The organism is Actinoalloteichus sp. GBA129-24, assembly GCF_001941645.1.
Taxonomy (GTDB): domain Bacteria; phylum Actinomycetota; class Actinomycetes; order Mycobacteriales; family Pseudonocardiaceae; genus Actinoalloteichus_A; species Actinoalloteichus_A fjordicus.
The window spans coordinates 4,357,725-4,369,904 of sequence record NZ_CP016077.1; the positions used below are offsets into that span (position 1 = coordinate 4,357,725).

Below are 12,180 nucleotides of genomic sequence, written 5' to 3' on the forward strand. Positions count from 1 at the left end.
CGCCGCCGTCCGAGTTCAGGGCCGCCAGTCGTCGGTGGGCAGCCCCAACCCTGCCTCGACGCCCATCAGTGACACGCCCCCGTCCACCCGCATCGAGGCACCGGTGACATAGGACGCGGCAGGCGAGGCGAGGAAGGCCGTCAGCGCCGCGACCTCCGAGACGCCACCAGGTCTGCCCAGCGGAACGCCCGGCCGGGGCAGGTCGCGGGGATCGACGTCCTCGCGCCGGGTCATCGCGGTGTTGATCTCGCCGGGAGCGACCGCGTTGACGGTGATCCCGTAGCGGCCGAGTTCGAGAGCCATCACCTTGCACAGTGCGCCCGCGCCCGCCTTGGCCGCCGAGTAGGCCGCGAAGCCTGCGCGGGGCAGGTGCTCGTGCACGCTGGTGATCGTGATGATCCGACCGCCCCGGCCCGCGGCGATCATCCGCCGGGCGGCCCGCTGGGAACAGAGGAACACCGCGTCCAGGTCGACGCGCTGCGTCAGGCGCCAGGTCTCGTAAGAGGTGTCGAGGAAGTTCTCGTCGGTGGTGATCCCGGCGTTGTTCACCAGGATGTCGAGGCCGCCCAGGTCCTCGGCCAGTTCGTCGATCACGTCGGCGGCCTCGGGCAGCTCGGTCAGCTCCACCTGCCGGATCGCGGCCCGCATCCCCAGGGCGCGAACCTGCTCGGCGACGGCCCGCGCCGCCCGGTCCTCGGTGCGGAAGGTGATGCCCACGTGGACGCCCTGCCGGGCCAGTTCGATGGCGACCGCCCGGCCGATGCCGGATTCCGAGCCGGTGACCACGGCGACGCGGTCGCCGGCCGGAACGTCCGAGGGCAACGGGGCGAGCGGGGTGGGCATGCTGATGGAGTCGCTCATGGGTCCGGGATATACCCGAAGGCGCCCCGCCGCGCACGACGGATGAGCTGATCCGTCCTGGCGAGCAGGCCGAACGGCGTGTCCGCCTGCTCGCCACGCGATGGCCGGACTAGCACGGCGTCCCCGCAGCACGCCCTTCCGCCCGCGCCGATGCGAGGCTCGACGGCCCTGATCGCCGAGCCGTCGCGCCTTCCTGACCGGCCCGGGGGCAAGCGGTGTGCCCACGTGTTGCCCTCCTGGTCCTGGCACGGCGGGCCTGGTGCAGGTATCCAGGTGGAGTGTCCGCCCCGACCCTGTGGAGAGATCATGCGCGCCCAGGAGAAGCAGGATCAGACCGAACCGCCGCGCCGGAGGCGGGAACCGACCGTCGACACCGACGTGCCCTCGGTGCCGGATCGTCTGACGCCCGCCGGGGTGTACGCGTTGCAACGCAGCGTCGGCAACGCCGCCGTCGCCCGGCTGTTGGCCGGTCGTCCCGAGGCCCCGGCGGACGGGCCTGCCGGACAGCACACATCGGTGCCGGACGTGCTGCGCTCGTCGGGACGGCCGCTGGACGAGGCGACCCGCGACGACATGGAGTCCAGGCTGGGCGCGGACTTCTCGGACGTGCGGGTGCACACCGGCACGGCGGCCCGGCGCTCGGCGGCCGAGATCGGCTCACGGGCCTACACCTCGGGCAACCACGTAGTGATCGGGGATGGCGGTGGTGACCGGCACACGCTCGCCCACGAGCTTGTGCACGTGATGCAGCAGCGTTCGGGTCCGGTGTCGGGTACCGACGACGGATCGGGTCTGAGCGTGTCGGACCCGTCGGACCGATTCGAGCGCGAGGCGGAGCAGACCGCGCACCGGGTGATGTCCCGACGGCCGTCGGCACCGGCTCGGCTCGCGGCGGCGGGGCCGTCCGGCACGGTTCAGCGCGCACCGGGAACGGAGGTCCAACGGGCGGCGGGCGATCCGCCGGGCGCGCAGCTCTCCCTGCGCAGTCTGGCGCGTCGATGGAAGACCCAGTCCTTCTTCTCGCTCACCACGGGGCGGTCTGGTGAGCTGCAACGGGTGGACGCCGCCGTCGACGCGTGGCGGCGGGCAGAGGCCGAGGACCCGTCCTCGAACCACCCGGATCTGCTGCGCGCCGTCCAACAGGCCGTCCGGGACTGGCGGGCCGCCAAGGCAGGCGGCGGCACGAGCTTCCGAGGCGTGCACGTCAACAGCCTGGCGCGGCGGGTTGCCCTCGTCCTCGGTGAGGGGCCCGCACCCTCGACAGGCAGTCCCACGGAGGGCGTCGAGGAGGAGGACTCCGAGGTGCTTCCGGTGGTGGAGGCACCCGGCGGCGGCGACCTGGCGGAAGAGGAGCGCGCGCCCTCGGAACGGGTGCCGTCGAAGCACGCCCCGTCCGGGCGGTCCCCGTCGCCGGGGGACGGCGAGAAGAGCGAGGAGGAGTTCTTCAGTGACCAGGACATCGAGGAGAACGTCACCCTGAGCGAGAGTGATTCCGACAGCGGCGCCGAAGGCGACCCGTGGATCTACTCCACGAGCGGGAACGTGGCGATCGGCAGACGCTCCCAGACCAAGGACCTCTACGCGGCGGAGTCCGTCATCGCCACGGCGAACGCGGAGCTCGAGGCCTCCGGCGCGGCCGTGCGGCTCAGGAAGGCGGACGGGGAGGTGCCCGGCGAGTTGGCCGAGCGCGGACTCACGAAGTGGCGGCCGGTGATCGTGGCGGGCGGTCAGGAGCGCGGCGACGAGGACATGCTGAGTCCGGACCAGTGCATCGAGGTCGCTCGCGACGTCACGGGCAAGTCGCTGAACAAGGTGCTGCTCGCCCCGGACGAGGGCACGACGGAGCGGGTGGAGCATGACCAGCGGCCGGACGACGTGATCGGTCTGACCTCGTACCCTCGCCTGGTCACCCGACCGGGCATGACGCCCGGCGGCCTCGCCCGCCGCCTCCCCAGCGACGACGGATACCTGCTGTTCAGCTGGCGGAACGTCGACGTCGACGTCGACATCGAGGAGGAACACGAGGGGGAGGTCGTGCCTGCCATGAAGGCAGTCCGCACCGCACTCACCGATGCTGGCATGCCGCTGGGGCACGCCAGCACGCTGCTGAACGCGATGAGATCCCAGGTGCTGGAGACGTACCCGGCCCTGCAACAGATCCTGGTCGACCGCCTGGAGGACGCCGGGGTGTTTGACCGGGAGCCCACGGACGACACCAAGAACAGCATCCAGACCACCACGGGGAACGTGGCCCGGCTCGCCAAGTCGCGCTACCGGCCGTACGACCGGCCCGATCCGGAACGGGACGGGCGGCTGGGGATCAACGAGTCGGCCGACGCCCGCGTCGGCGAGGCGCTCGCGATCTACTCCACGCGGGGCCGGTCGAGGGCCGAACAGGTGGCGGACCAGGAGTCCGGCGCCAGACCGCCGTGGGCGTACCACTTCGCGGGCGTCGTGCTCACCGACGGCGAGGACAAAGTCACCCTGGAGAACTACAACCGCCGAGGGAAGCCGAATGCGAACAGGATGTGGTATTTCGCCCTGTACGGTCCCGGACGCACGTTCCACGAGGCGCACCGGGAGACGGTCACCGGAGCACTCACCCTCGCCATGAGGTGAGCGGCCGCCGGTGCTCAAGTCCGGCGGGGCGGCGAGTCCGACGTGCTCCGCCGAGGAGCGGGTAGGCCGGGATTCGCCTCCGCTCCACCGACGGCAGCAGGCTGGTCGACTACCCCGAGTGTGGTCGTGACGACGGCGTGCCGAACACCGCGAGACAGAACCATCGGGTCGGCCGGTGACCGTCGGGTCCCGGTGCCGGGCGAGGTCCCGGCATGCGGGCCGCTGTCCCGGTCCCATGGTGGTCGACGGGTCCACGTGAGCCATGGCGCGCCCGGCGGGCGGGAGCGCGCCTCCCGCGACCGCGTCCATCCACTTCAGCCGAACGCGCCTCGCCGATCCGCATTCCCGACCCGCCGCCGAGCCGCCCGCGGATCGACGAGGTCGCCTGCGGATCGCGGTGTGATCGGCGAGGCGCTGCCTCAGTCCTCGCCCGTCGGCGGGCGGCCGTCGCGTCTGCGTGCCGAACCGCCTCGGGTGCGCGGGCGCCCACAGCACGCCGGACCACCTGCGAAGACTCGACATCGGCGTGGCAGCATGCCGCCCAGTCTGCGACTCACCGCGGCACCCGCCGCCGTCCCGGCCGCGCCCTCCGCGCCCATCACCATCAGGGAGGCGGCGAGACAGACCCCGCAGGGCATCCCCGTCGCCGCGTCGATGACGTCCAGGATGTCGAGGTCGACGACCGGCAGCTCCGCCCCGCATCGCGCCCGCAGCAGGGCGGGGGCCGGGTCCGGCGGCGGACAGACGTGTACCAGTCTGCCCGGCTCAGGAGCGAGGCCGCTGCGGAGCCGGACCAGCCGCACGGGATCGAACTCCAGGACGTTCGGCGGCGGCGGCCTCCGCCCGGCGGCGACCTCCGCGCACTCCCAGCACAGCCGGTATCCCGGTGCGTCGGCGCCACCTTCGGCACCCTCCCCGGTTCCGACACCCCAGTCGCCGACCTCGCCGGCTCCCATCCCGCCGGGCTCGCCGCAGGCGCTCTCGGGCGCACCGCCGACGATCAGCGAGCGGCAGCAGAGGGTGACCACCACGGTCCCGATCTCCGGTCGCAGTCCGGCGACGAGATGCCGGTCGCGACGCAGGCCTGCCTCGGACGTGGTGTCCTCGGCGAACCAGGCGTCACGGTCATCGGTCATCGGTTCGCCGCCACCCGCGTCTCCGCAGCACGTATCCGCGCCCAGTCGCGCCTGCTCGGGCTTCTGCGCCGGGGATGGGACTCGCGCCAGCAACGCCAGGCGCAGTCGAGCGCGCCGAAGCCCAGCAGCACGATGCCCGTCGTGGCCACCACCGGGAACAGATGGTCTCCGGCGGTGTCCAGCACACCGCTCAGGAACTGATTTCCCATCGTCTCCTCCATGAATGTCTCGGCAGGCGAGCCCGTCGCCGATCCGCGTGCTGACCTCGCGCGGGCAGGACGGCGATCCGAGGCGATCGCCGCCCCGTTTCGTCCCGGTCGATCCTGCTCTGCGATCGAAGAGGATCAGCGACACGCCCTCGGCAGGCAAGGTATCGAACCCTGTTCGCAAAACCTGAACTCAAGATTGAAATTCAGTCTTCCGAGTGAGGCCGACGACACGATGATGATCTTTGGGTACGGTGGGTGGCCGTGAACCGCTGCCCGCGTAGGAAGGTAAGGCTGAGATGTCCCTCGGACCCACCGCGCGGCGGCGCAGACTCGGTACCTCGCTCACCGAACTTCGGGCGAGTGCCCGGAGAAGCCTGGCCGAGGCGGCAGAGCACATCGGCTGCAGTGCCGGGAAGATCCGAAACTGGGAGGCCGGGCGGTCCGGCATCAAGAAGTTCGAGCTGACGGCACTGCTCGACTACTACGAGACACCCGAGAGAGTACGGTCCCTGCTGGAAGAACTGCGCAGAGAGGGCGCACAACGCGGATGGTGGTCGACTTATCGGCTGCCCGAGTGGTTCAAACCCTATGTCGGACTCGAACAGGCCGCCTCGGAAGTGCACAACTTCGAGATCGAGCTGATTCCTGGACTGCTGCAGACCGAGGCCTACGCGCGCGAGATCCACTCGGCGGGTCGGCATATCACGGACCCGGCCGACGTGGAGAAGCGCGTCGCCGCCAGGATGGAACGACAGCAGCGGCTGACCGCGCCTGTACCGCTTGAGCTGCGTGCCGTGGTCAGCGAGTCCGCGCTGTACCGACAGATCGGCGGTCCGGCGATCATGACGGAGCAGCTGCACCACCTGCGACGGCTGGGCCGACTTCCTAATGTGATTCTTCAAGTACTTCCCAACAGCGTTGGTACTCATCCGAGTCTGGCGGGCGGATTCACCCTTCTCCGCTTCGCCGAACAGGCGGACCCCGATGTGGGATGGTCGGAGAATCCCTTGGGCGGTCATGTGATCGAGGATCGCGACGACGTCGCAGCCTTGACATTCATGTTCGACGAGCTGCGCGGGCTTGCTCTGTCCAAACGAGAGACCGCACAGCTCATCGCTAGGATAGTCGCGGAATTCACTCCCTGAGAAGGAAGAGGCGCGGCGTGCATCCATTGACCAGTGTCCGGTGGCGTACCAGTAGTCGCAGCGCCAACGGCGGCCAGTGCGTCGAGATCGGGCAGACCGCCGATGTCGTCGGCATCCGCGATACGAAGAATCGTCAGGGCGGCGTGCTCACCATGGCACCTCGCACATTCGGCGCTTTCCTGTCCGCGGCCAAACACGATCGACTCGGCTGACCACCCAGTACGCCGTAGGATCACCGTCGGCGACGTGGCGAGAATCGGCGGGAACGCGGTGCGAATCCCGGCCGTTCTCTTCGACCGGTAAGCCGTCAGAAGGATCGGTCTTATCCACCGAGGGGTCGCACTTCCCGCCTGCCTCGTCGACGATTCAATCAGCAGACGAAAGACCGTAGGACGGTCGTTCGATCCACGGTCGTTCGATCCACGGTCGTTCGAAATCTCGGCAGGACGGATCATCGCGACCGGTCGACGCGGTGCGGGGGCAACCGCGCGTGAGTGTCCGGTGATTCCCACTGTCTGTCGCGGGCCCGCCGTCTTCGGTGTGCCCTCGGGTGTACACCCGGGGACCGGCTCGGCGCCGAAGCGCACCGAGCCGGTCCCCGCGCAGCAGCGCGCGACGGTGCCCGACGGGAAGGAGTCTCCGGCGGCCTGCCGGGTCCTGCCTGCCCGAATCGCCTCAGCCTCGCTGAGGAAGCAGGCCGTGCGGGTCGAGCACGTACTTGCGGGCCGCGCCCTCATCGAACTCCTGGTAGCCGCGCGGCGCCTCGGTGAGCGGGATGGTCCTCGCATCGACCGCCTTGGCGATCTGCACCCGGTCGTGCAGGATCGCCATCATCAGCTGACGGTGATACCGCATCACGGGGCACTGCCCGGTGGCGAAGGAGTGCGACTTCGCCCAGCCGAGCCCGAAGTTGAGCGACAGCGATCCCTGCCGCGCCGCGGCGTCGGCCGCACCGGGATCGCCGGTGACGTACAGGCCGGGAATGCCGAGCGAGCCGCCCGCCCTGGTGAGGTCCATCAGCGAGTTGAGCACCGTCGCGGGCTTCTCGGTGCCCGCGTCACGCCCGTGGCCGCGCGCCTCGAACCCGACGGCGTCCACCGCCGAGTCGACCTCCGGCACGCCGAGCAGCTGCTCGATCTGATCCCTCGGCTCGCCCTGCGAGATGTCGATGGTCTCGCACCCGAAGCTGCGGGCCTGCGCGAGCCGATCGGCGTTGAGGTCGCCGACGATGACCACCGCCGCGCCGAGCAGTTGCGCGGATGCGGCGGCGGCGAGCCCGACGGGACCGGCTCCGGCGATGTACACCGTCGATCCGACGCCCACCCCGGCCGTGACACAGCCGTGGAAGCCGGTCGGGAAGATGTCCGACAACATCGTGAGGTCCAGGATCTTCTCCATCGCCTGATCACGATCAGGGAAGCGCAGCAGGTTCCAGTCGGCGTAGGGCACCATCACGTACTCGGACTGACCGCCGACCCACCCACCCATGTCGACGTATCCGTAGGCGGAGCCTGCGCGGTCCGGGTTGACGTTCAGACAGATCCCGGTCTGGCCCTCTTTACAGTTCCGGCACCGGCCGCAGGCGATGTTGAACGGCACCGAGACGAGATCGCCCTGCTTGACGAACTCGACGTCCCGGCCCGTCTCCACGACCTCACCGGTGATCTCGTGGCCGAGCACCAGACCTTCCGGCGCCGTGGTCCTGCCGCGAACCATGTGTTGATCCGAGCCGCAGATGTTCGTGGCGACGTTCTTCAGGATCACGCCGTGATCGCAGCGCCGTCCCACGTTGGCCGGGTTGACGCCGGGACCGTCGCGGAGGGTGAGACTGGGATAGCCGATGTCACGAACCTCGACTGCGCCCTTGCCGACATAGGCGATCGCCTTGTTCCCCGTCATCGATCTGTCACCTCGCTTCTGGTTCTGCGGTGCACACGGCGGCGTCGGACACCGTGACCGGCGTCACCTGGACCGAACCATCCTAGAAGCCCCCCGCGCCCCGTGCCATGGGACGAGGCGCCGGCCCCACTCGGCATCAAGCCTGGTGACCTGCGGTGATTCGCCGACGAGATTCGGATTCCGGCTGGGGAGCCCGACGCCACGTCCGAACCATCCGTCGCAGGAGAACGGCGCCGACCGCCGACGAGGTCACGGTTCGTCTGATCGACGGGAGGCGGTCGGCGCCCGCCACTCACCGCCGCAGGACGACCTCTCAGGGCCTGTCCTTGGTCCCCCTGGAGTCGTGAGCGGGGATCAGCGTGGGATGAGCTGCCAGGCGGAGGAAGGAGACATGACGGAGTGATGTCGACTGACGACAACGCCGCAGATCGCCGCCGCCTGCCCCGCGCAACAGGAAAGTGGGGATCGAAGACAGGCTCTTTCAGTCTGTCGCTCCGACGGCGCTGATCATCGACTAAGACTGGTCGGATGGGAATCCTGGACGGCAAGGCAGTGGTGATCACCGGGGCGGGTCGGGGGCTGGGCAGGGCCTACGCCCGGCATGCCGCAGGCAGGGGTGCCTCGGTACTGGTCAACGACGTCGATGTGGCGACGGCACATGCCGTGGTCGCCAAGATCCAGGCTGCGGGCGGGACGGAAGCGGCCCACGGCGGCTCGGTGGCCGACCCCGCCCAGGCGGAGTCGCTGATCAGCCAGTGGGTGGCGCGCTTCGGTGCGATCGACGGCGGCCTTCGATCCGCCGGGCCATGGCGTCGAACTCCTCGGCGAACATCTGCGATTCGACGTCGCGGCCTGCGGCGGCGAGGCGGGTCATCGCGACGGCACCCAGGCTGCCATCCTGACGACGTCGGTGGCGAGTGCGTCGAGGTCGGCGGGCCAGGGCAGTCGAGAACGTGTCAACCTGACACCGTCATTCTGACCGGCGAGACGGGCGGCAGACAGTGAGCATGCACAGGGAGGACGCCGTCCCGAGCGGCCTGGAACTGCTGCGAGCCGCACGGGGCCACGAGACCTCGGCAGGCATCGGTCTGCTGCTCGGCATGCGGTTCGAGGACATCGAGGACGGCAGGCTGACGCTCCGCTGCCGCACTCGCTCACAGTTCGCCAATCCGCTGGGCACGCTGCACGGCGGCATCCTCGCCACGCTGCTGGACTCGGCGATGGGCTGCGCCGTGCACACCACGCTCCCCGGCGGCATCGGCTACACGTCGGTGGACCTGGCGGTGAAGTTCCTGCGCCCCGGCTCGATCGACGACGTCGAACTGCTGGCGGAGGGCAGGGTCGTGCATCGGGGCAGGCGGACCAGCACGGCCGAGGGCACCGTGCACGACGCGGCGGGCAGGCTCCTCGCCACCGGCACCACGACCTGTCTGATCCTGCGGGACGACTGATCCGACGAGCGGGCGCCGTGCGACGGGAGGCGACGTCCACGGGGGTCGCGGCGCGCACCGGCGCGAGCGGCGGAGCCGACGTACCACGCAGGCGGCAGGCGCAGCAGAGGTCCACGGCGCCTGGCCGCGCGGTCGTCAGCGTGCCGACGCGACCGGAGTCGTTCGCCGCTGGTGCATCCGGCGGTAGGCCGAGGGCGTCGTGTCGTAGGCGTCCAGGAATGCCTGCCGCAGGGTCTCCCCGGTGCCGAATCCGCATCGGCGGGCGACGGTGCCCATCGGCAGCGCCGTGTCACTCAGCAGCACAGCCGCCGCCTCGGTCCGCACCGATCGGACGTATCGCGTGGGCGTGGTGTCCAGTTCCTCGGCGAAGAGCCGAGCCAGGTGGCGGGCGCCGATCCCGACGTGTCGGGCCAGTGCCGAGACCCGCAGATCGCCGTCGAGGTGGGTCAGCACATAGGCGGCCGCCTCGCGGACCGGTCCCGCGTCCGGCGGCCGCGCGGACAGGAAGAGACTCACCTGCGCCTGATTGCCGGGTCGCTGGAGATAGGTGACCATTCCCCTGGCGACCTGCCGGGCGATCACGGTTCCGTGATCGTCCTCGACGAAGGACAGCGCCAGATCGAGTCCGCTGGTCACCCCGGCCGAGGTGTAGACGTTGCCGTCCTGGACGAACAGCGGGGCCGGATCGAAGGACACCGCCGGGTACCGCCGGGCGATCTCGTCGAGGAAGATCCAGTGGGTGGTCGCCCGCCGACCATCGAGCAGGCCCGCACCGGCCAGCACGCTCGCCCCGGTGCACACCGAGGCGACCCGCCTGCTCATCGCGGCGATCCGGCGGACCTGGTCGGTGACGCGCACGTCCTCGGCAGCGGCACGATGCCCGTGGCCGCCCGCGACGATCAGCGTGTCCACCGGGCCCGCCACGCGCTCGAGCGGACAGTGCGGAGCCAGGACGATGCCGCAGGTGGTGCGGATCTCGCGACCGCCGAGGGTGGCCGTGGTGACCTGGTAGCCCGGTTGGGCTCCGAGGTGGTTCACGGCGTCGAGCACGTCCGCAGGGCAGGCGACGTCCAGCAACGTCGCGTCGGGGAAACCGACGATGACGACCCGACGCGGCTTCTCGGACACCCGGTGAGTCTAGCCGGCGGACACGCGCCGATCCGGCTCCCCGTCGGCGGCGCTGGCCTGGGCGCTGCGCCGCGCCCCGTCGTCTCGTGGGCCCACGACGGTGCCGTCACCGGCTCGGCCGCCGGGCATCGTTTCCCGCCGTCACCGGTCCTCCCGTCGGTCCCGGTCCCGTGCCCGAGGACCGCGCGATCGGTCTACGTCCGGCTCTCCCCCGCCAACCTCCCGCACCGAAGACCGCCCTTGCGCCGCACGGTTCGTTCCCCGAGAGCCACCCGGTCCCCTGCCGCACGCGACGCCTGCCGGGACATCCCGTCCTGCCGGTCGGATCGGCCGGCGCGACGGTGCACCGGAACCAGCCCCGCCGGGATGCACCGGCACGCCCCGGGAATCGGACCGGTTTCGCAGGATCTCGGACATCGGCGTGGCGACGCGGGGTCACCGAGGGCAGCGTGACGATCATGATTGAACAGCAGCGCACCATCGCTCTGATCGTGTATCCGGGGATGACCCCGCTGGATCTGGTCGGCCCCCTCCAGGTGTTGAGCGGACTGGCCGCGCTGGACTCGCGATTCCGGGTCGCCCTGGTCGCGGAGAACACCGACCCGATGCCGACCGACAGCCTGTTGCGGGTCTGCGCCGACCACGTCTTCGATCAGGTGCCCGACCCCTACGCGGTGATCGTGCCCGGCGGAATGGCGCCGACCATGCGGGCGATGACCGACGAGAAGCTCCAGGAGTACCTGCGAGACACCGCGCCCGGCGCGCATCGGATGGGCTCGGTGTGCACCGGGTCGCTGGTCCTCGGGGCGGCCGGTCTGTTGACGGGCCGGGAAGCGACGAGCCACTGGGCGTTCCTGCCGTTGCTGGCAGGCTTCGGCGCGACCCCGGTACGCCGCCGCTGGGCGGAGGACGGCCCGGTGCTCACCGCCGCAGGCGTCGCCGCAGGCATCGACATGGCCCTGCACCTGGTGGCCACCCTCGCGGGTGCGGAGGCCGCCCGCCGCGTCCAGCTCGTCATCGAGTACGACCCGGAGCCGCCGCTGGGCCCGCTGGACTGGGAGACCGCAGACACGGCGGCCTTCGCGCCGTCGCTGCCGGAGTACGCGCTGCGGGAGGGACTCCGGGAGCACCCCGAGCTGCAGGCACGGCTGGCCGCGCACCTGTCGACACCGCTCTAACCGCGCGGAGTCGGGCGGCCGGGACCGCACCGCCCGACTTGGCCGCCGGATTCACGTCGTCTCGAGTGGACAGTCCTCGGCGGCGGCCTTGAGTCGATTGAGCCAGGTCAGCAGCGTGGTGTCGAGCAGCTCCTGCATGCCGTCGACGTCGGCCCGTATCGGGTCGCCGTCCCAGGACACCAGCGTGTCGACCAGGACGCCGAGATCATGCGACCGGAACACCCACAGATGATTGCCGGTGATGCCGTCGACGCGTCCCACCCACCGGGTCTGCTGCATGGGCTTCACGTCGAGGACGGTGGACGTGATGTCCAGGCCTGCCGGACGCAGACCGAACGACGTGCCCTCGGCGAGGACGGGCGCTCCGGTGACCTCGCGGACTTCGGGATGCCGCCTCGGCCAGCCCGTGACGTCGGTGTGCAGCCGCCAGATCGTCGCCAAGGGTGCGCGGATCACGATGCGGCGCCGCGCCAGGACGAGGGCGGCCGAGGCGGCGTCGCGATGGTCGGCCATCGAAGGATGTCCTCTCGGGGAACGGGATGAGCGGGTTCCGC

12 protein-coding genes are annotated in these 12,180 nt (G+C 70.5%); 6 read left to right on the plus strand and 6 right to left on the minus strand.

What is annotated here, in order from left to right; genetic code table 11:
* Positions 1-15: 15 nt before the first annotated feature.
* On the minus strand, positions 16-861 hold the full coding sequence (locus UA75_RS18755) for an SDR family oxidoreductase (protein ID WP_232251091.1): 846 nt from the start codon (positions 859-861) through the stop codon (positions 16-18).
* Between the two features lie 306 nt (positions 862-1,167).
* On the opposite strand from UA75_RS18755, the gene UA75_RS34010 reads away from it, so the two are divergent.
* Complete coding sequence (locus UA75_RS34010; RefSeq protein ID WP_198042770.1) at positions 1,168-3,480, plus strand: DUF4157 domain-containing protein; 2,313 nt, start codon at positions 1,168-1,170, stop codon at positions 3,478-3,480.
* Between the two features lie 419 nt (positions 3,481-3,899).
* On the opposite strand, the gene UA75_RS18770 is transcribed toward UA75_RS34010, so the two are convergent.
* Together UA75_RS18770 and UA75_RS18775 are read right to left on the minus strand one after the other, a co-directional pair.
* The gene (locus UA75_RS18770) at positions 3,900-4,616 is read right to left on the minus strand and encodes a hypothetical protein (RefSeq protein ID WP_075741360.1); all 717 of its coding nucleotides are present in this window, start codon (positions 4,614-4,616) and stop codon (positions 3,900-3,902) included.
* Positions 4,613-4,825 carry a hypothetical protein gene (locus tag UA75_RS18775; RefSeq protein WP_157434284.1) on the minus strand — a complete coding sequence of 71 codons (213 nt, stop codon included), beginning with the start codon at positions 4,823-4,825 and terminating at the stop codon, positions 4,613-4,615. Before UA75_RS18775 ends, UA75_RS18770 begins: the two co-directional genes overlap by 4 nt.
* 296 nt (positions 4,826-5,121) lie before the next feature.
* On the opposite strand from UA75_RS18775, the gene UA75_RS18780 reads away from it, so the two are divergent.
* Together UA75_RS18780 and UA75_RS18785 are read left to right on the plus strand one after the other, a co-directional pair.
* Complete coding sequence (locus UA75_RS18780; protein ID WP_075741362.1) at positions 5,122-5,970, plus strand: helix-turn-helix domain-containing protein; 849 nt, start codon at positions 5,122-5,124, stop codon at positions 5,968-5,970.
* A gap of 17 nt (positions 5,971-5,987) precedes the next feature.
* Positions 5,988-6,182: a DUF397 domain-containing protein gene (locus UA75_RS18785; RefSeq protein WP_075741363.1), complete on the plus strand. Its 195-nt coding sequence runs from the start codon at positions 5,988-5,990 to the stop codon at positions 6,180-6,182.
* A 463-nt stretch (positions 6,183-6,645) separates the two neighbouring features.
* On the opposite strand, the gene fdhA is transcribed toward UA75_RS18785, so the two are convergent.
* Positions 6,646-7,869, minus strand: coding sequence for a formaldehyde dehydrogenase, glutathione-independent (gene fdhA, locus UA75_RS18790; protein WP_075741364.1), 1,224 nt, complete (start codon positions 7,867-7,869; stop codon positions 6,646-6,648).
* 528 nt (positions 7,870-8,397) lie between these two features.
* On the opposite strand from fdhA, the gene UA75_RS18795 reads away from it, so the two are divergent.
* Together UA75_RS18795 and UA75_RS18800 are read left to right on the plus strand one after the other, a co-directional pair.
* On the plus strand, positions 8,398-8,874 hold the full coding sequence (locus UA75_RS18795; RefSeq protein ID WP_075741365.1) for an SDR family NAD(P)-dependent oxidoreductase: 477 nt from the start codon (positions 8,398-8,400) through the stop codon (positions 8,872-8,874).
* 2 nt (positions 8,875-8,876) lie between these two features.
* Positions 8,877-9,320 (plus strand): PaaI family thioesterase, encoded by a 444-nt coding sequence (locus tag UA75_RS18800; protein ID WP_075741366.1) that lies wholly within the window; start codon positions 8,877-8,879, stop codon positions 9,318-9,320.
* Positions 9,321-9,455: 135 nt separating this feature from the next.
* On the opposite strand, the gene UA75_RS18805 is transcribed toward UA75_RS18800, so the two are convergent.
* On the minus strand, positions 9,456-10,448 hold the full coding sequence (locus tag UA75_RS18805) for a GlxA family transcriptional regulator (RefSeq protein ID WP_075741367.1): 993 nt from the start codon (positions 10,446-10,448) through the stop codon (positions 9,456-9,458).
* Positions 10,449-10,906: 458 nt separating this feature from the next.
* Here UA75_RS18805 and UA75_RS18810 point away from each other — a divergent pair, with 458 nt between their 5' ends.
* Positions 10,907-11,626: a DJ-1/PfpI family protein gene (locus UA75_RS18810; RefSeq protein WP_075741368.1), complete on the plus strand. Its 720-nt coding sequence runs from the start codon at positions 10,907-10,909 to the stop codon at positions 11,624-11,626.
* Between the two features lie 51 nt (positions 11,627-11,677).
* Here UA75_RS18810 and UA75_RS18815 read toward each other — a convergent pair whose 3' ends face one another.
* Entirely contained in the window at positions 11,678-12,139 is a 462-nt protein-coding gene (locus tag UA75_RS18815) for an SRPBCC family protein (protein ID WP_075741369.1), read from the minus strand.
* Between the last annotated feature and the right edge of the window lie 41 nt (positions 12,140-12,180).

Coding starts and splice junctions, on each gene's coding strand:
- UA75_RS18755 (WP_232251091.1), bottom strand. CDS start 861: ATGAGCGACTCCATCAGCATGCCCACCCCGCTCGCCCCGTTGCCCTCG.
- UA75_RS18780 (WP_075741362.1), top strand. CDS start 5,122: ATGTCCCTCGGACCCACCGCGCGGCGGCGCAGACTCGGTACCTCGCTC.
- UA75_RS18770 (WP_075741360.1), bottom strand. CDS start 4,616: ATGACCGATGACCGTGACGCCTGGTTCGCCGAGGACACCACGTCCGAG.
- UA75_RS18815 (WP_075741369.1), bottom strand. CDS start 12,139: ATGGCCGACCATCGCGACGCCGCCTCGGCCGCCCTCGTCCTGGCGCGG.
- UA75_RS18795 (WP_075741365.1), top strand. CDS start 8,398: ATGGGAATCCTGGACGGCAAGGCAGTGGTGATCACCGGGGCGGGTCGG.
- UA75_RS18800 (WP_075741366.1), top strand. CDS start 8,877: ATGCACAGGGAGGACGCCGTCCCGAGCGGCCTGGAACTGCTGCGAGCC.
- UA75_RS18810 (WP_075741368.1), top strand. CDS start 10,907: ATGATTGAACAGCAGCGCACCATCGCTCTGATCGTGTATCCGGGGATG.
- UA75_RS34010 (WP_198042770.1), top strand. CDS start 1,168: ATGCGCGCCCAGGAGAAGCAGGATCAGACCGAACCGCCGCGCCGGAGG.
- UA75_RS18775 (WP_157434284.1), bottom strand. CDS start 4,825: ATGGGAAATCAGTTCCTGAGCGGTGTGCTGGACACCGCCGGAGACCAT.
- fdhA (WP_075741364.1), bottom strand. CDS start 7,869: ATGACGGGGAACAAGGCGATCGCCTATGTCGGCAAGGGCGCAGTCGAG.